Source organism: Clostridium ganghwense (assembly GCF_026735165.1).
Classification (GTDB): domain Bacteria; phylum Bacillota; class Clostridia; order Clostridiales; family Clostridiaceae; genus Clostridium_H; species Clostridium_H ganghwense.
In genome coordinates, this window is sequence record NZ_JAPQES010000004.1 from 156,542 (window position 1) to 175,420 (window position 18,879).

Consider the following 18,879-nt stretch of genomic DNA (forward strand, 5'->3'; position numbering starts at 1 on the left):
TTCCCCAAATTCATATTTGAAAATCTTTGTAATAAATTTCATTAACAGTAAGAGGTTCCCATCAAAATTCTACTAAAATCCTTTTTGTTAGTTAAATTTTTAACTTTTAAATGGTCAATAACATGACTTCTTCCTTTTTTATACATCATTTCTGTTAATAAATTAGCAAGAAATGAACAGGATACATTTTGCATATCTGAGAAATCCAATATTACATTTTCATCTAACTCACGACTTACCAATTCCCTTAAAATTATAGCATCTTCTGGCTTTATCTTAGCTCCTAATATTTCTTTAACCATAATTTCTTTCATATTACATAACCTCCCCCACCTATTTTACTCTCTATATAAACCTTATCTTAATTCTTCTTTCGTTAAAATCTGTTTCAAACTGTTTTATATTTTTCTCTATATCTGTAATATAACACATCCTTAAACGCTTGTCAACTATTTAACAAAGTTTTTTGATATTTTTTTATTTTTCAGTAATTTCTAATACAAATAAATATTAGCCTATATCTTAAATTACCATATAAAGTAAGATATAGGCTTTGTTTGATAGAAAAATAGGCTCCCTGTATATTTTTAATCCTGAGCCTGCCTTTTTCTATTTAAAATCATGTTTATTTTTTGCTTTAATACCACTTTCATTATATTGATTTTCTTCTATAGTTTGAACTATTTGATTTTTAGCAAACTGTCCTTGAGACTTAAAAGATTTTTTATTAAAATTTTTCTTATTCTCATTCTTAATCTGTTCACGGTCTTTCATCAAAGACACCTCCAAAATAATCACTAAATATATATAAATATATTTTCACTCTTTAGGATGTCCTTAAATTTTATTAACTATTCTCCTAGTTTATATTCTTTATAAGTTTCCCATCTTCCATTTTTCCAAATTAAAATAGCTATATTATCAAAATAAAGATCAAATTTAGGATTAAATTTATTTACATACTCCCATATTTCATTAAACTTACTGCTAATCCTTCTTGAAACTATAGTGCAGTGAAATTTTTTATTTTTTCCTTCATGCTCCTTCCAAGAAAGCCAATCTAATTTTTGTAATTCATCAATATATTTATCATGAACTTCTACTGCTTCATTTGAAGGAAAAATATCCATAAAAACTACATTATTTCTGAAACTATTAAATCCTTTAATCTTAATTGTTGTTTTATAATTAATATTACAAAATTCTTTTGTAACTTTTTCTAATTCTTCTATATTATCAGCTTCAAAAGGTGCTTTTATAGTAAAATGTGCAGGAAGCTTTTGCCTTTGTACTTTAAATCTTGTACATACATCACTTACTAATGTTTCGTGAAATCTCAAAGTTTCTCCCTTCAACAAGCAAACCACAACATATCGCATAAACTATCTTCCTCCTCGTATACCTTCCTATTTTCCCTTATATAGTAATACATAATTTATCTAAATTAAATTCAAATAACTTATTATGAATAGTTTCTGATTTTCTCTCATATTTATGTTATATATAAACAATTTGATGATAGGAAGGTGTTACTTATGTATGATAAGTTAAAAAAAAGTCATAAACCTTACGCAAAAAAAATTATGTACGAACTATATCCTGATAAAATTTGTGATATAGATACTATATGCTCTAGATTTGTTAAAAAACGTCACAAACTTGTACGGGCTTCTATAAAAGATTTAGAAAAATGTCGTTTAATTCAAATAACAGATGATTGTAAAAATAAAGATAGTGAAAAAAAATATATATTAACACGTGAAGGAAAAGCCTTACTAGATGCAGAAGTTGATCCGTCTTTTCAACTTTAAGCATATAATATTTAGTAATACATTGGAAAAGGGTATTCTCATAATAACATAGAGTACCCTTTATCTACATTTTTTTATTACTTTGCTTTTATAGTTAACATATATTCAATTTCTTCAACAGGTACAGGTTTACTAAATAAATATCCTTGATACTCATCACAACCAATTTCACTTAAAAAATTTAATTGTTCTTTAGTTTCCACACCCTCAGATACAACCTTTATTTCTAACGCTTTTGCCATTGTAATAGCTGCTTTAATAAGAGATTCATCTCTTTTATCTTTAGTTATTCCATCAACAAATAATTTGTCAATCTTAAGTACATCTATAGGAAATGTTTTTAAATAACTTAATGATGAATATCCTGTTCCAAAATCATCTAGTGATATTTTTATATTCTTTTTCTTTAACTCAGTAACACTATTATAAGCATTTTTTATATCTTGCATAGCTTCTGTTTCAGTTATTTCTATGCCTATAAAAGAAGGATTAATTCCTGTATTTTTAAGTATACCCTCTAATTTATCAACAAAATCTTGTTTACTAAATAATTGTCCTGATATATTTACAGCAATATTTATTGGATTAACCTCTTTGTTTATCCACTCCTTAATCTGCAGGCAAGCTAACTCTATGACATGTTCATCTATTTCATTAATAAGTCCTGTTTCTTCTGCTATTGATATAAACTCATTTGGATAAATTAACCCTTTTTCAGGATCTTTCCATCTTAATAGAGCTTCTAATCCTGTAATCTTTCCTGTTCTAATCTCTACCTTTGGTTGATAATGAAGAATAAACTCTCTTCTCTTTAATGCCTCTCTAAGACTTTCTGCGATTTCAAGTTTTTTCTCTGTATTCTCATTCATTGAATCAACATAAATTCTATATTTATTTCCCCCATCTTCTTTTGACCTATACATTGCAATATCAGCCTTTTTAAATAGTGTTTCTCCATCGAATCCATCTTCTGGGAAAATTGCAATTCCAATGCTACATGTAACATGAATATGTTTTTCTTTTAATACAAAGGTTTCTTTGAAAACATCTATAATTCGCCTAGCAACACCTTCTATTTGAACTAGTTGTTTAGTATCATGTAATATTATTATAAACTCATCTCCACCCAATCGAGCAACCATATCTTCTTTTCTAATAGCTTTCCTTAATCTATTAGCAGCTTGTATTAAAAGTTCATCACCAACACTATGTCCAAATGTATCATTTACTAATTTAAACTTATCTAAATCAATAAATAATACTGCTATCTTTGTATTATTTTTCGATGCTTGTTCTATAGATAACATTAACTCTTCTTTTATATATCTTCTATTTGGCAAATTGGTTAGTGGATCATTAAATGCAAAATATCTTAATTCTTCTAAAATTCTTTTCTTTTCTTTAATAGCTCTATAGAAACCATGAGCAATAAATATTATTCCTAATCCTAAAAAAGTTTTCTGAAATATATTATCTACCCACTCCGGAAATACAACAAACGAAAGTTCATCTATAGTATCAGTAAGTAATGATATACAAAAAAGTGCCCATCCAATATTTAAATATTTTATTTTAAACTCTAATGAAACACTCAAACTTATTACAGCAAAAATAAAAAATGCTCCTTCTATTATAAAGTCGTAGGTATCTATTTCTAAATTTCTTTTAACTGCTATAAAATTTATTGATAAAAGTAATACTACTAAAAAGCCAATTATTATTATCTTTTTATTTTTTTTAAAGGCTTTTTTCCTCATATGCTCCTATCTCCTATTGCAAATCACCAAAATTTATTTTTACTATATTTTTATAAATTCATTATATTTTTATAAATTCATTATATTTTTATAAATTCATTATAATTGTAAAAAACCAGAACACAATTACAGGTTTTATCTGTATTTGTGTCCTAACTTTTCTTTATTGATTGTGTCTAGTGTTATATGCTTCTAAAACTCTTTTAAATTCTGCACCAGCACCTATTGAAGTATATTCTACTTCTCCATTTCTATTAACCTCTCTATAAGCATTAGCCTCATCTGATCCCTGTTGTGATACTATAACATATTTATCATTTGCAATTTTTATAGCGTCTACTACTACTAATTCTACTTTCTTTCCTAACTCATTTTTAACTGTTATGGTTTGTTTAGTTTCCATACTAAATCTCTCCCTTTATTAAATATGTGCTAATTTATTCTTATAATTATATTTCCCTATTAAGACTAAATATATTTATTTGATTCTTTATTTTCCCACTTAATATAAAAAATGAAATTTTAAATTATATATAACAAAAGGAACTATGCAGCTCTAAATGCTATAGTTCCTTTTTATCTATTAATCATTTACTATATTTAGTTAAATAATCCTTGTAACTTTTGAATTATACTTTGTATAATGTTTGACTTTTCAGTTGAATTATCAACTTTTGTATTAATAATCTGCAATTTGGTTTCTTTATTATCTTTGTAAGGATTAATTTTTGAATCTTTTTGTACAACAGATACCTTATACTTATAAGTTTTTATACTCTTTTCTTTTCCTTCCCACTCTCTATACAAGTTAAATGTTATTGTTGTTGAACCTTCTTTTTTAGCTTTAAATCCCCAATAGTGATTAGATGGACTTCCTACTAAATCTTTATTTATTTCTTCTACACCATCTGCTGTAAATTCGATAATATCAGGATTTTCAATAGTATAATTCCACGTATATCCTGTTGATGCATTCTCTGTTAACTTAACTGCTATCGTCTGATCTTTCTTCATGTATTTTTCTTTTTTTGTATTTTCATTCATAACTGTAACAGGAAAATCTCCTACATATGCTGATACTCTTTCTCTGTCATCTATTCCAATTATTTCAACATTTAATTTTTTATTATCTTCATTAGATATATATTTTCCTGTTTTCTCATCAAAATTTGGAGTACCACCTATAAACACTTCATCTTCTTGTAGTTTATTATCTGCTTTTACTGCTGTTTTAATAGTTTTTTTATGTGTATTTTCAACTGCCTTAACTGTTGTAAATGAAGCTGTTACTAAAGTAGCCAATAATGCTAAACATACTATATTTTTTGTATTTTTCATATTACCTTCCCCTTTTATTATAATTTTTATAATTTGTAATACATAAAGTAATACGCACAAAAAATATAAAAGTTCGCTCATTTCAAAAAATTTAGTTTTATCTAATCAAAATACTTATAAAATATTTCTTCCATATTATCTTCAAAATCCCATCCAATTCCTTTACTTCTTAAAACAAGCTTCTTTGCTTCTTTATAAAATTCATCCTCAAGTCCATTTTTTAAAATATAATTTAGTGCCTTATCAAAAACTCCTTCAACACTTATATAAAACTTTTCTCCAATATCTCCATAAGACTCTGTAAATTTTAGAGCAATTTCTACATAATAAAGCATCAGTTCTGCTGCATTTGATGGTATTGTTGCCTTTCTTTGAAACTCTATTATAGCTTCACTAACTACCGAATACCTCATCTTTACATCTTCTTTTTGTGGAAAAAATTCTTGTTTTATAATGTGTTTATATTTATTTAATAATTCCTTTTCTAATTTAGGATTTATCCTCAAATCATAATATTCTCTCACCTGCGGAAACAATTTAATTAAATCGTATATATCTTTTTTTAGTTCATTGTCTTTTAATGAATTAATATATTGTTTATACTTATTTTCTTTCATTACCTAATCATCTCCCAAATTCATCCTCTGTATCCCCTTTTAATCACCTCAAATTTTTCCAAAGTATATTCTTCATATTCACCTATTTCGGCTTTTCTTAAAACTCTTTGAAGCTGTCCCTCTGCAGTTTCTGTTCCATATAAATTTGGAAGTAAATATGCACTTTTAAAACCGCATTTCACATAAACTCCATACTTTTTAGGATCTAACTCTTCTTTTTTTGCCGCTCTAATACTATTTATAATATATATTGAGTATTCTAACTTAGACAGTTCCTCTCTCTTCACTTTACTAAATTTTCTATTGTAACAACCTGCTTCAACTGCATTTTTAATTATTTCTCTAGCAATACAATCTGTAGTTGGATGCACAGTACCCTTCCACCCTCTTATTTCTCCCTCTTTTTTTATTACAACAAAGACTCCATGTCTTTGATTTAACATTTTCTCATGAACTAAGGGCATCCTTAGATATCTACTTTTTTTTATATAATATTCCAGACTTTGTCTGGCTAGCTTTGCATATATATCTTCAAATTTATTAGCACCCCTTATTCTACAATAAGATGGTAATATTAAATCTCGTTCTATTACTTTTTCCATTAAAGACACCTCCATATAAATTTTACCATTAATTGTAAAATAAGTATAGAACTTTGTTATTATTTTAATATATGGAAGTATCGTTTGTTATAAATTAACTATTTTTTCTTCTTTAATTAATGTATTTAACTCTTTATATAAATCTCCGCTATTTTTAAAGCAAATTCCTTTTATACCTAATTCTCTAGCCTTTTCAATATTTACAAAAGTATCATCTATAAATATAGTCTCCTCTGGTTTTAAATTATAAGTTTCTAGAAGAGCCTTATATATTTCTTCTTCTGGTTTTAATAGTTTAAGATCTGATGAAATGATTCTTCCATCTACTCTTTTCAAAAATTCAAATCTATCATATACAACTTTAAAAGCTTTTTTATGGTAATTTGATAGAAGATAAATTCTATATCCATTTTGTTTTAATTTCCTTAGTATTTCTACAGTTCCTTCCATAGGAATATGCATATCATGCCACTCACTCATAACTTCTTTTACATATACCTCATTATGAGGAGACCTCCTGCATAAATTATCTACAGCTTCTTCTTCTGTTATAGTTCCTCTATCTAACATAATCCATTCTTTGCTTCTGAAAATAAGTTCATACAACTCTTGTACTAGTTTATCTTCTTTATATCTTTCCTTCAAAAATTCTAAAGGTTTAAATTGAATTAATACATTTCCTATATCAAAAACAACATTTTTTATCATAATTTCTTCCCCCTAAGATTTTATAATTCTAAGAATTCTTTAAATACTTCTATAACTTTTAAACACTTTTCTTTCTTATCCATTTCTGCAAAAATTCTAAGTACAGGTTCTGTACCTGAAAATCTTGTAGATATCCATCCTCCATCTTTAAAGTATATCTTTACTCCATCTAAATAACTTACTTTTTCTACTTCATAAGGCATTTTAGGAAGCTCTTTATTTACATATATTTTATTTTTCAAGCTTTCTTTTCTCTTGCTTTCAAATTTCAAATTAGCTTCTTTAAAAATAACTTCTCCATATATTTCATGAATTTTTCTCAATAAATCATGTACTGACATGTCTGTAACACATAACGCCTCAACTAAAAGTGCCGCTGCAAATATTCCATCTTTTCCTTTTATATGTCCTCTTATTGTCAGTCCTCCACTGCTTTCTCCCCCTATAAGTGCATTTACTTCTTCCATCTTTCCACTTATATATTTAAATCCTACTGGTACTTCATAGCACTTTTCTCCAAAGCTTTTAGCAATCTTATCTATTAAATGGGTTGTAGCCACATTTCTAACAGCAGGACCTCTCCATCCTTTATATTTAAGAAGATAATAATAAATCACCGACATAATTTCATTTGGATGTATAAACTCTCCTTGATTACATACAATTCCAAGTCTATCTGCATCACCATCTGTAGCTATACCTAAATCCACATTATTTTCTATAACCTTCCTCTGTAATTTTCCTAATGTATGAGAAGTAGGGGTTGGTAGTCTGCCCCCAAACAATGTATCACGATTATCATGCAAAACTTCAACATTACATCTTGAGGTTAAAAGTATAGTTAAAAGAGTGCTTTTACATACCCCAAACATTGTATCTAAAATTATATTTAAATTTTTATCTCTTATTGCATTTACATTTATCATTTTTATTATCGTATCTATATAATCATTAAAAGGATTTATTATCTCAATTTTCCTATCTTTAATTCCTTCTTCAAAAGTAATATACTTAAACTTATCAATTGTCTCAATTATTTCTTCTATACGTTTTGTATCCTCTACTCTTGCATCTTTCCCTTCTTCCACAATAATTTTTATACCATTATACTCAGCAGGATTGTGACTTGCAGTTATAGCAAGACCATATACAGCCTCATATTTTTTTACGGTATACATAATAAGCGGTGTTGGTGCCTGTTTATTAATTAATAATACTTTCAAATCATTTGCTCCTAGAACCTCACAACATAATTTTGCAGCAGTATCTGATAAAAACCTATTATCATATCCTATAATAATAGGTTTATCTTCTTTCCCTCTATTTTTCACATCTATAGCTACAGCTTGAGCTACAAGCCTTATATTTTGAAAAGTAAACTCATCAGCAATAATAGCTCTCCATCCTCCAGTACCAAATTTTATCATTACATTTCCCCCCTTTTGCTTGCCCTATTTGTAAAAATAAAACAAATACCTTGCAAAAATTATAACTCAATTGTAATTTTATTACAATACTTCATATAACTTGAATTAATCGTATGTTCATTTCTAGAATTTAACATATTTGAAACATAAATTTAATATTAATAATTAGAACAAAACTTTACTTTGTTAATTTTTCTAAACTTCTTTATATTACAAATTGTAATAGATATATTGGATTAGATTTAAGGAGGATTTTTTATGAAGAAAAAATTAATTACCACTTTAATTTCAACCGCTTTAATTACTGCTTTATTTGCAGGCTGCGGCGGAAATAATAGCAACACTGCACCTTCAAGGGACGAGAAAAAATCAAGTAATACTGTTGTTGTATATTCTCCAAACCAACCAGAGATAAATAACGAGATAGTAAATAGGTTTAAAGCAAAAACTGGTATAGAAGTTCAATTAATAAGTGGAGGTACAGGAGAATTACTTAAAAGAGTTCAATCTGAAAAAGCTAATCCACTAGGCGACGTTTTCTTTGGTGGTGGAGCAGAATCGCTAGAATCCTTTAAAGATTACTTCGAACCATATACAAGCTCAGAAGACGGAACTATAGATGAAAAATTCAAGAGTCCTGAACACTACTGGAATGGCTTTACAGCACTACCTATGGTAATGATATATAATAAAAAATTAGTTTCTGAAGACAAAGTACCTCAAAGCTGGGATGACTTATTAAAACCTGAATGGAAAGGTAAAATTTCTTATGCAGATCCAAACAAGTCTGGTTCATCATATACTCAAATGATTACTATGGTAACAGCTAAAGACGGATGGGATTTTATAAATAAATATGCTGCAAACCTTAATGGAAAAGTTGAAAGCAGTTCATCTCATGTTCCTAAAAAAGTAAGTGACGGAGAATATCCTATAGGTGTAACACTTGAAGAAGTAGCATTTAGATATATAAATAATGGAGCTAATGTAGGTGTTGCTTATCCTAAAGAAGGAACTTCTGCAGTACCAGATGGTGTAGCTTTAATCAAAGGTGCTAAAAATGCAGAAAATGCTAAGAAGTTTATAGACTTTGTTTTAAGTAAAGAGATTCAAGAAACAGTAGTTAAAAACTTCAAGAGAAGATCTGTTAGAAATGATGTAGCTTCTCCAGAAGGATTAAAAGCTATAAAAGATATTCCTATGGTTAAATATGACTTTAATTCAGCAGCAAAAAATAAATCTGAAAATCTAAATAAATGGAAAGATATCTTTATAAAATAATCTCAATAAATTAATGACAATTGAATTCTTCAGAAATGCTTTTGGCACATCTGAAGAATTCTTATATTAATTTGAAAGGAGGAAAACAATGAGCAGCTCTGTTAGAATCTGTAATGTAACAAAAAAATTCGGAGATATGAAAGCAGTAAGCAAGGCCAACATAGATATTAGAGAAGGTGAATTTTTCACTTTACTTGGTCCTTCTGGATGTGGTAAAACCACCATTCTTAGAATGATAGCTGGATTTTATAAGCAGAATGAAGGAGAAATATATTTTGGTGAGCAATTAATGAACAATATTCCTCCTCACAAAAGAAATATCGGTATGGTTTTTCAAAATTATGCTATTTTCCCTCACATGACTGTTGGAGATAATGTAGCTTATGGACTAAAAGCTAGAAGTATACCTAAATCTGAAATAGAAAAAAGAGTATTTGATGCTTTAAAAATTGTAGAACTAGAGCAGCTAAAAAACAGACAGCCTTCAAATATGAGCGGTGGGCAGCAGCAAAGAGTTGCTTTAGCTCGTGCTATTGTAATAGAACCTGGTATTCTTCTCATGGACGAGCCTCTTTCTAATTTAGATGCTAAACTTAGACTAAAAATGAGAAATGATATAAAACAGCTTCAAAAAAGACTTGGAATTACAACTATTTATGTTACCCATGATCAACAGGAAGCTCTTGCCGTATCTGATAGAATAGCAGTAATAAACAAAGGGATTATTCAACAGATAGGTACTCCTCAAGAAATATATATGAAGCCTTCAAATAAATTCATCGCTAACTTTATAGGTACAACTAACTTCATTGAAGGAAAAATAAGAAAAGAAAATAATGATTTTATATTATCTCTTCCAGGTAAAGAAAGAAAAATATCTTTAACAAAGGATTACGAAGGTAAAATATACTATTCTATTAGACCAGAAGGAATAACCATTACTGAAGATGATGGAGAAGATGTTATTGAAGGTACAATTATAAATTCTGTCTTTTTAGGTGACTGTATTACGTATTTCGCAAAACTACAAAATAAACAAACAATAGAAATTCATAAATATTACTTTAATATTGGTGAAATCAAATCTACAGGTGATAAAGTTAATTTAAAAGTATCCCTAGATAAAACTATTATTTTCGATGACAGCGGTAAGGAGGTATTAGGTTGAATAAAAATAAAAAGTCTTTCAAACTAAACCTTTGGAATACAGTAATGCTGGTAAGTTTTATTTTACTTTTACTTTTTTTAGTTTATCCTCTGTTTAATGTACTTAAAACAAGTTTTTTTGATAACTCAGGTACAAATTTAACTCTTAAAAACTACGCTTTATTTTTTGAGAAAAAATACTATTTGAGTGCTTTAAAAAACAGCTTATTTGTATGCTGTCTTGCAACCATATTCGCTACACTTATTGGTGTACCTATGGCATATCTTATTACTAGATTTAATATACCTTGTAAAAGATTATTTTACGTACTCATAATATTATCCTTACTTATGCCTCCATTTATAGGTGCATATTCTTGGATTATTTTGCTTGGGAGAAATGGACTTCTTGTTAAAGCTTTGTCCAAGATTGGAATTCATATACCTAATATATATGGTTGGAGAGGTATAATACTTGTATTTACACTTCAATTCTATCCTCATATATTTATGTATGTTCAGGGAGCATTAAACACCATAGATTCTTCTCTTGAAGAAGCCGCAGAAAGTCTTGGTGTTTCTAAATTTAAAAGACTTATGACAATTACTCTCCCTTTAGTATTTCCAACCTTATCTGCTGGAGCTTTAATTGTATTTTTATCAGCTTTTTCAGATTTCGGAACTCCAATGTTGATTGGAGAAGGATTTAGAGTAATGCCTGTACTTGCTTACAATGAGTTTATTAATGAAATGGGGGGAAATGCAGGGGTTGCCTCTACTATAAGTGTTATTATGATATTAGTATCTACTTTTCTTTTATTACTTCAAAGATATCTAATAACCAAAAAGAACTATAATATGAACTCTTTAAGACCTCCTAAAGTAAAAAAATTATCTAGCTGCAAAAGATTTGCTGCTACATTATTCTGCATTGTTGTAGTATTTTTATCTGTACTGCCTCAAGCAGTTGTAATTATTTCTTCTTTCATGAAAACAAAAGGCCCTATATTCTACAGAAAATTTAGCCTTGATAACTATAAAACAATTTTTTATAAAGTACCCAGAAGTATTACAAATACCTTTACTTATTCAACAGTAGCAATCTTAATCATGATTTTTGGTGGTATGCTTCTATCTTATGTACTTGTAAGAAAGAGAACTAAAGTAAGTGCCTTATTAGATGTTTTAGTAATGCTTCCTTATGTACTTCCTGGCACAGTATTTGGTATAGCTTTAATTATTTCATTTAATAAAAAACCGTTAATTTTAGCTGGGACATGGATTATTCTTGTAATATCCTACGTTATAAGAAAACTTCCATATACAATACGTTCAAGTACCGCTATACTTTATCAAATGGATGAAAGTCTTGAAGAAGCTTCAATAAATCTTGGTGTTTCTCCACTTAAAACCTTCTGGAAAATAACAGCCCCACTTATGCTTACAGGAACAGCCTCTGGAGCAGTATTAAGCTGGGTTACTACTATAAACGAGCTTAGTTCCACTATAATTCTTTACTCAGGAGCTACAGCTACAATCTCAGTAGCAGTTTACTCAGAGGTATTTACAAGCAACTTTGGAACAGGTGCTGCCCTTGCTTCTATTCTATCCTTTACTACTATTATTTCTGTATTATTGGTAAATAAATTGACTAAAGGCAAAGGTTTTAATGTTTGAAAAATAAGAATAATGTTGCACAGCAACATTATTCTAGTATTCTAATATTCTTTATCTTTTTCATAATTTGAATTATCTTGTATCATTGAATATTCTTGATTATTGTTATATAAGGAAGCATCATACGTTGTATCTATAGTAAACCAGGTATCTGAATCATCAAGATATACTTCATTCCATGCATGATAAGCATCAATTTCTTTTCTATGCCCTTTCACAAGTTTTGTAGGAATTCCAATACTTCTTGTCATTGCTGCGAAAAGAGCTGAATAATCATAACAGATACCATTTGAGCTTTTAAATGTTTCATTAATATCTGGAATATAATCTGACTCAATGTGATTTATTTTATCATAATCATATTTTACATTCTCAACTATATAATCATAAATAGCCTGTACTTTTTCTGTTGAAGTCGTTTTTCCTTTTACTAATTCTTTAGCTTTTTTAATAGCTTCCATGTCTTCATTCCAATTTATTATTTGAATAGAATTTAAATAAACCTGTTTTTCATTATCTATCTCAACATTTACAGCTTGTCCCTTTACGACTTTATATTTATCTCCATCTTTATTTTCTAAAACCTTTATATTATATTTTCCACTTCCTAATTGAAGAGGAAAACTTTCCTCATTATTATCTTTTATATCATAAAAATATCTAACTGCATCTTTCTCTATCATTAATTTAATTTTTTTATCATTACTACTTGAATAACCTACACTTACTATTCCTTTATTTATATTTGAATTATCAAATATATTATTTTGTACTTCCTTAGCTAGTACTATATTAGTAGGTAATATAATTGCTGTTAGCATTGCTGCTAATATTTTTTTTAATTTCTTAAACATATAAAACTCTCCTTTCGGTAGCTGGCTGCCATCAAATTGGAAGGCCCTGTAGCTTTGCGTCCCTACCTTTCGATAGGTTTGCTATTATCGCTGAAAAGTTTTACACCAATAAATTTTCCGATATTCAGTTTTTTTGCATACAAAAAACTCTTCTTTCGGTAGCTGGCTGCCATCAACTGGAAGGCCCTGTAGCTTTGCGTCCCTACCTTTCGATAGGTTTGCCTTTATCGGTGAAAAGCTCCCACCAATAACATATTCTTTTAGGAGGTTTGGATTTGTACATATTCTGTACCCCTCCTATACTACATTATATGCACCATGCTCTTTATTTGTGACTGTTTCTCACAAAAAATTAAAGTAAAATTTAAAACATAAATTATTTATTTAATATATATTTATTATACCAATATTTTACATATAATGCAATTTCATTTATTCCAACCCAATGAGATTTTTGATGAAATTAAAATAGAAAGCCATCCCATAAACTATCATGTGATGACTTTCTATTTTTCACAAATTGTTATTATTCATTATAACTTTTAATATCTTTTTTCTTAATTATCACTCCTGATATTATCATAAAAGCTCCTAATAAATAATATATAAACGGACTCTGTTCTCCTGTTTTGGGGAGCACTGGAGTTCCTTGAGGTACTTTGTCCTCTGGAACTGTTATTTCATCGTCTGAAGCTTTTGCTACTTCTTTTACCATAACAATTCTTGTTACCTCATATGCCTTATTTCCTGCTGTATCACTTACATTATAAGTAATAACATAATTTCCTGGAATATTTGTATTTACTTCATCATCTTTTCCATTCACTTTTATTTTAATTTTGTCCGTAATATCTCCATCAACATCATCTACAGCTGTTGCTCCTAATTCTTCATATTCATCTCCAAAATTAAGAACAATTTTAGAATCACCATTTAATGTAATTACAGGTCTTTTCTTATCTGGAGTACCTTCTGGAATTTTTGGTTCTTCTGGAACAATTATTTCTTCTTCTACTTTTACAGTTCTTGTAACTTCATCTGCTTTATTTCCTGCTGAATCTTTTACGTTATAAGTTATTATATATTCTCCAACAGTATTCGTATCAACATTTCCCTTTACCTCAATTTTGTCTGTTATATTTCCATCTTCCTTATCGTATGCCTCAGCTCCTGCATCTGAATAGGATTCACCTACTTTAATATTTACTGTTTTAGAACCTAGTAGTGTGATTTGAGGTTTTTCATTTATAACAGTAGTAGAACTGCTTCTACTTCTACTACTGCTGTGGTGTCCCGATCCTCCAGTTTCATAGCTGCATACAAAATTCAAATCAAAATTACATGCTAGACCCTGAACACTATTTCCAGCTTCTTTATCCATTGATATTGTTATACCCATTTCAATCTTTTTATCTGGATTTATTAAAATTTTGTCACTTCCATCAAGTAATACACTTTCTTTAAGTAATGTATCTAAACTCCCATTAAATATTTCTCTATTCTGTTGACTGTCTTGATTTTGGACTATATTAACTTTTACATATTTTACAAAATCTTTATAGCTATCATGACTTGATGAAATATTGTTTCCACTATAATTTAATTTAAAATTGTTTAGTGATATCTTCTCAAGTTTATTTAAATAGCTATAATCATTAAATATATAAAACTCTTTTGAAATAATAGTCCCTGGAGCTAGACCTGCATCATCTAAAGTAAAAATCGCTTGACCATCTTCCTTGCTTATAGAAAATATTGGAGCAGCTTTTACAGGTTTAACAACTAAACTTGAAAAAACAAATATACCCATTACTACTACTACAAATTTTCTAAAAAAGCTTTTGGTATTCTTAACCACATTCTCACCTTCTTTCTTCTAATATTATTTAAAAGCCTCCTTTAACAGGAGGCTATATCCATTATCAAAGGATTTTTACTCTTTTATTCTAGGTTTATTAGCATCATCATTAACTGCTGTATAATTAGCAGAATTACTTTCTTTTGACACTTTCTTATCTGAATCTTGCTCATGACTTTCTTCCTCTGTGTCAGCAACTTCGTCTTTCTTAACTACTGAGTCTTGCTCATTTGTTTTAGATTCTTCTTTTTCCTTAACTTCTGAACCTTCTTGATCTTCGATTTTACCTGTTTGGTCTTGATTACCTTCTAAATCTTTTTGATCTTCAGTTTCAACTGTTTGGTCTTGGTTATCTTCCGAACCTTCTTGATCTTCGGTTTCACCTGACTGTTCTTGGTTACCTTCTGAACCTTCTTGATCTTCGGTTTCACCTGTTTGGTCTTGGTTGCCTTCCGAACCTTCTTGATCTTGGGCTTCATCTGTTTGGTCTTGCTTATCTTCTGAACCTTCTTGACCTTCGGTTTCATCTGTTTGGTCTTGCTTATCTTCTGAACCTTTTTGATCTTCCTTTTCACCTATTTGGTCTTGATTTCCTTCCGAACCTTCTTGATCTTCGGCTTCACCTGTTTGGTCTTGATTTTCTTCCGAACCTTCTTGATCTTCAGCTTCACCTGTTTGGTCTTGATTTTCTTCCGAACCTTCTTGATTTTCGGTTTCACCTGACTGTTCTTGGTTACCTTCTGAACCTTCTTGATCTTCTGTTTCACCTGACTGTTCTTGGTTGCCTTCTGAACCTTCTTGATCTTCCGTTTCATCTGACTGTTCTTGGTTACCTTCTGAACCTTCTTGATCTTCCGTTTCACCTGTTTGACCTTGGTTCTCTTCTGAGCCTTGCTCTCCTGTATCTCCTGGCTGTCCTGCTGGTTGCTGTGGTATTTGTTCCTCTGTTTCATTTTGCTCTTTGTTACTTAGTTTTTCTATTTCCTCTTTAATAGATTTTATTTCACTATTTACTTCTTCTAATTTATTGTTTAAATCACTAACTTCACTTTCTAATTGAGATACATACTCAACATATCCTTCTGCCACATCATTTATTTTATTTACTTGATCATCTTCAAGCTCAATTTTATTTGGTATTTCTATTGAACTTCCACCACTTTCAGCAGTTATTTCTGTCTTATCAAGCTTTTTAACTTTTAATTGATCTAATTTACTCTTCAATTCTTCTCTCTCTGCATTAGCTGCATCTATTTTTTCAGTTAAATTACCTTTTGATTTTTCTAATGCTGATGCATAATCAATATATTTTTCATCAATCTTCTTTATTTCTTTTATTTGCTGTTCACTTAAAGTACCGTTGAATTTTTCTACAACTTCTTCCCCTTCTACAGGTTGAATATCTTCAACTTCTCCAACACTTGCTTCAATTGCTTCAATCTTTTCTATTTCACTATTTAACTTATTTGCTTCATTTGTTAAATCTTTAATATCACCTTGTAATTCAGATACATATTCTAAATATCCTTTAGCTACTGACTCAATTGAACTAGCTTGTTCTTTAGTAAGTTCAAAAATCTTAAATTCTTCTTCTATTGCATTATTATTTAACCCTACTTCTTCTAACATAGCCTTTGACTTATCATATAAGTTAATATCTTTAATACTAGTTTGTTCTGCTTCATTCTTATTTAATTTTTCTTTATTTGCTGATGATAACTGCTCCTGTAATTCTTTCTTTTTGCTAATTAAACCATCAACCTCATCATTTAAGTTCTTTTTCTTCTTTTCTAAATTTAATACATAATTAATATAACCTTGTGCAATTTTATTTATTGCTTCTACTTGCTTCTCATCAAGAGTTCCATTAAACTCTTTATCAATCTCTTCTGTAGGTTCCATAACTTTAAGTGCTTCAATCAAAGCTTTTATATCTTTTATTTCACCATTCAAGCTATTTACTTGCTTCATCAATTTTTCAATTTCATTCTCTAATTGATTTATTTCTTCTAAAGTCATATCTCCTTGTGAAACTATTAACTTTTTCTGCTCTTCAGTAAGTTTATAGCTTTCAAATTCCTTCATGATTTCTGTATTCTCTACTAAATCTTTCTGTGATAAAACTTTAGAATTACTTTCTAAATTAGTTTGAGGCATACTATACAAAGTCATCATACTACGATTTAAATTTTGTTTGTTTTGATTAGCTTGTAATGTACCTAATTGATTATTTAATTGTTTTTTCTCACTTTCCAAATTTTTAACTTTATTATCTAATTTAACTTTCAACTCTTCCATGCTAGCTATATATTCATCTGCATAAAAAGCCATAGAATTATTATCATTGAGTGGTTTAAGCCCTTTGCAAAATTCTTCTTTCCATACATTATGATCTAAATATACTGGTATACTAACAAAACCATTTAAAGCTGTTATATTAATTTGAGTAGGTAGATTCTCATACATGTATATTTTAGTAAACCATCTATAGTCCGGCCACCACCACTCTCCACAATTCACCAAATGCCGTTTATATATTATTAAATTATTTCCATCCCATTCATAACCTTTTTTCTTACTTTCCACTTCTCCCATAAATGTTGGAACATTATTAAATTCAATCGGTATACGATAATATCCATGACACTTTTCACGATAATACCCTTGCCCAATAGAAAATATCGCTTGTTTATTATACAATTTTTTATGGTATTGGATTTTATTATTATTATAACCTACTATTAAATATTTAGAGTTTGTTTCAAATTCTATAATGCGCCCATCTGTATTTGAAAATAATGGTTCTATATTGAATTTTATACAATGCACAGGACCATAGTCACCTATAGGCTGACCCTTCCTATCTGAATCTATTAACCGATCTCCATCTTTTTTGAAAAGTGCAATACAATCTGTTTCATGTTTTAAATATTCTATATCCTCATCACAAATAAAATCACCATTCTCAGCCGTCGACACCTTACCCGTTGCACTAAAACTATTTGCATAATAAGAATAACACTTATTATTGACCATAAACGCAGAGGTAATCATCAACGCAGAAGTTAAAACTGATAAACTTTTCAAAGTTAAATTCTTTCTTTTCTTTTTTTTATTCTTTTTTCGTATCTCTCTTCGCAAGGTTTCACCTCCTTTTTATAAAAAATATAATCTATTTATTTGAATTCTTCGTAATATTTCATATGGGAAAGTATCGGTTAACTTTCCCATATGAAATATTATTTATCAATTTAAATTTGATGCTGCTTAGCAACGAATTTTATATCTATTGTTATATCTTTGTCGTTATACACGTTATCGTCATCGTTATTACCAAAACCCCATTTAAGTTTTAAGGAACACGTTCTGCTTTCATTTATTGAGATATTATCAAATTCTACTTGTGCTGTATTTGCACCTCCAAATTCTAGTTTCTTTTCTATCCCATTATATACAACATATAATTCTGCTGGACTACTCTGTTCATTAATCAATTTATTTAAGGTATTATTATCTTGTAAATTTACTGTAAATACATAATCAGCAGATAAATTTGTATTTGTATTATTATTGGTTATGGTAACACTATTTGACGTTATCTCACAACCAGGATAAATTTCTTTTTCACCATTAAAGTTGAATCCTGCAGTTGTTTGGAAGTCACCTGCATTTATATCCCACTTAGCTGCATGAATTATATTATTCGTAGATTCAACCTCACTTGAATAATACGCCGTAGTTCCCATACCTACTCCAAATGCCAATACTCCTGCTAATAATAAACCTAATATAGTTTTTTTCAT

At 29.0% G+C, this 18,879-nt stretch carries 18 protein-coding genes and 2 riboswitches; of the genes, 4 read left to right on the forward strand and 14 right to left on the reverse strand.

Going from position 1 to position 18,879, the window contains the following annotated elements; all coding sequences use genetic code 11:
* Nucleotides 1-41 precede the first annotated feature (41 nt).
* The 3 genes from OXH55_RS11985 to OXH55_RS11995 form a co-directional block, all read right to left on the reverse strand.
* On the reverse strand, nucleotides 42-314 hold the full coding sequence (locus OXH55_RS11985; protein ID WP_268050216.1) for an STAS-like domain-containing protein: 273 nt from the start codon (nucleotides 312-314) through the stop codon (nucleotides 42-44).
* A gap of 295 nt (nucleotides 315-609) precedes the next feature.
* On the reverse strand, nucleotides 610-774 hold the full coding sequence (locus tag OXH55_RS11990; RefSeq protein WP_268050217.1) for a hypothetical protein: 165 nt from the start codon (nucleotides 772-774) through the stop codon (nucleotides 610-612).
* A gap of 77 nt (nucleotides 775-851) precedes the next feature.
* Nucleotides 852-1,379, reverse strand: coding sequence for a 2'-5' RNA ligase family protein (locus OXH55_RS11995; RefSeq protein ID WP_268050218.1), 528 nt, complete (start codon nucleotides 1,377-1,379; stop codon nucleotides 852-854).
* Between the two features lie 156 nt (nucleotides 1,380-1,535).
* On the opposite strand from OXH55_RS11995, the gene OXH55_RS12000 reads away from it, so the two are divergent.
* On the forward strand, nucleotides 1,536-1,811 hold the full coding sequence (locus OXH55_RS12000) for a hypothetical protein (RefSeq protein ID WP_268050219.1): 276 nt from the start codon (nucleotides 1,536-1,538) through the stop codon (nucleotides 1,809-1,811).
* Between the two features lie 77 nt (nucleotides 1,812-1,888).
* On the opposite strand, the gene OXH55_RS12005 is transcribed toward OXH55_RS12000, so the two are convergent.
* From OXH55_RS12005 to OXH55_RS12035, 7 genes are all read right to left on the reverse strand, one after another.
* Nucleotides 1,889-3,568, reverse strand: coding sequence for a putative bifunctional diguanylate cyclase/phosphodiesterase (locus tag OXH55_RS12005; RefSeq protein ID WP_268050220.1), 1,680 nt, complete (start codon nucleotides 3,566-3,568; stop codon nucleotides 1,889-1,891).
* Nucleotides 3,569-3,731: 163 nt separating this feature from the next.
* Nucleotides 3,732-3,971 (reverse strand): DUF1292 domain-containing protein, encoded by a 240-nt coding sequence (locus OXH55_RS12010; RefSeq protein WP_268050221.1) that lies wholly within the window; start codon nucleotides 3,969-3,971, stop codon nucleotides 3,732-3,734.
* Between the two features lie 197 nt (nucleotides 3,972-4,168).
* On the reverse strand, nucleotides 4,169-4,906 hold the full coding sequence (locus OXH55_RS12015) for a protease inhibitor I42 family protein (protein ID WP_268050222.1): 738 nt from the start codon (nucleotides 4,904-4,906) through the stop codon (nucleotides 4,169-4,171).
* A gap of 101 nt (nucleotides 4,907-5,007) precedes the next feature.
* Complete coding sequence (locus OXH55_RS12020; RefSeq protein WP_268050223.1) at nucleotides 5,008-5,523, reverse strand: DUF6155 family protein; 516 nt, start codon at nucleotides 5,521-5,523, stop codon at nucleotides 5,008-5,010.
* Between the two features lie 20 nt (nucleotides 5,524-5,543).
* Complete coding sequence (locus tag OXH55_RS12025) at nucleotides 5,544-6,125, reverse strand: AMMECR1 domain-containing protein (RefSeq protein ID WP_268050224.1); 582 nt, start codon at nucleotides 6,123-6,125, stop codon at nucleotides 5,544-5,546.
* An 87-nt stretch (nucleotides 6,126-6,212) separates the two neighbouring features.
* Complete coding sequence (locus OXH55_RS12030) at nucleotides 6,213-6,833, reverse strand: HAD family hydrolase (RefSeq protein ID WP_268050225.1); 621 nt, start codon at nucleotides 6,831-6,833, stop codon at nucleotides 6,213-6,215.
* A gap of 20 nt (nucleotides 6,834-6,853) precedes the next feature.
* Nucleotides 6,854-8,260: a phosphoglucomutase/phosphomannomutase family protein gene (locus tag OXH55_RS12035; RefSeq protein ID WP_268050226.1), complete on the reverse strand. Its 1,407-nt coding sequence runs from the start codon at nucleotides 8,258-8,260 to the stop codon at nucleotides 6,854-6,856.
* A gap of 258 nt (nucleotides 8,261-8,518) precedes the next feature.
* Between OXH55_RS12035 and OXH55_RS12040 the strand changes: the two genes are divergently transcribed.
* The 3 genes from OXH55_RS12040 to OXH55_RS12050 all read left to right on the forward strand — a co-directional run bounded on the left by OXH55_RS12040 (nucleotide 8,519) and on the right by OXH55_RS12050 (nucleotide 12,364).
* Complete coding sequence (locus tag OXH55_RS12040; protein ID WP_268050227.1) at nucleotides 8,519-9,541, forward strand: ABC transporter substrate-binding protein; 1,023 nt, start codon at nucleotides 8,519-8,521, stop codon at nucleotides 9,539-9,541.
* A gap of 88 nt (nucleotides 9,542-9,629) precedes the next feature.
* Complete coding sequence (locus OXH55_RS12045) at nucleotides 9,630-10,709, forward strand: ABC transporter ATP-binding protein (protein ID WP_268050228.1); 1,080 nt, start codon at nucleotides 9,630-9,632, stop codon at nucleotides 10,707-10,709.
* A complete protein-coding gene (locus tag OXH55_RS12050; protein WP_336296774.1) occupies nucleotides 10,706-12,364 on the forward strand; it encodes an ABC transporter permease in 1,659 nt (552 codons plus the stop codon). Before OXH55_RS12045 ends, OXH55_RS12050 begins: the two co-directional genes overlap by 4 nt.
* Before the next feature lie 41 nt (nucleotides 12,365-12,405).
* Here the strand turns inward: OXH55_RS12050 and OXH55_RS12055 are convergent, their stop codons facing one another.
* From OXH55_RS12055 to OXH55_RS12070, 4 genes are all read right to left on the reverse strand, one after another.
* Nucleotides 12,406-13,218 (reverse strand): transglutaminase-like domain-containing protein, encoded by an 813-nt coding sequence (locus OXH55_RS12055; RefSeq protein ID WP_268050229.1) that lies wholly within the window; start codon nucleotides 13,216-13,218, stop codon nucleotides 12,406-12,408.
* Between the two features lie 13 nt (nucleotides 13,219-13,231).
* Nucleotides 13,232-13,311: riboswitch (cyclic di-GMP riboswitch) on the reverse strand.
* Between the two features lie 61 nt (nucleotides 13,312-13,372).
* A riboswitch (cyclic di-GMP riboswitch) is annotated at nucleotides 13,373-13,451 on the reverse strand.
* A 293-nt stretch (nucleotides 13,452-13,744) separates the two neighbouring features.
* Nucleotides 13,745-15,076, reverse strand: a complete 1,332-nt coding sequence (locus OXH55_RS20135) for an immunoglobulin-like domain-containing protein (protein WP_268050230.1) — start codon at nucleotides 15,074-15,076, stop codon at nucleotides 13,745-13,747.
* A gap of 75 nt (nucleotides 15,077-15,151) precedes the next feature.
* The gene (locus tag OXH55_RS12065) at nucleotides 15,152-18,217 is read right to left on the reverse strand and encodes a hypothetical protein (protein WP_268050231.1); all 3,066 of its coding nucleotides are present in this window, start codon (nucleotides 18,215-18,217) and stop codon (nucleotides 15,152-15,154) included.
* A 110-nt stretch (nucleotides 18,218-18,327) separates the two neighbouring features.
* On the reverse strand, nucleotides 18,328-18,879 hold the full coding sequence (locus OXH55_RS12070; protein ID WP_268050232.1) for a SipW-dependent-type signal peptide-containing protein: 552 nt from the start codon (nucleotides 18,877-18,879) through the stop codon (nucleotides 18,328-18,330).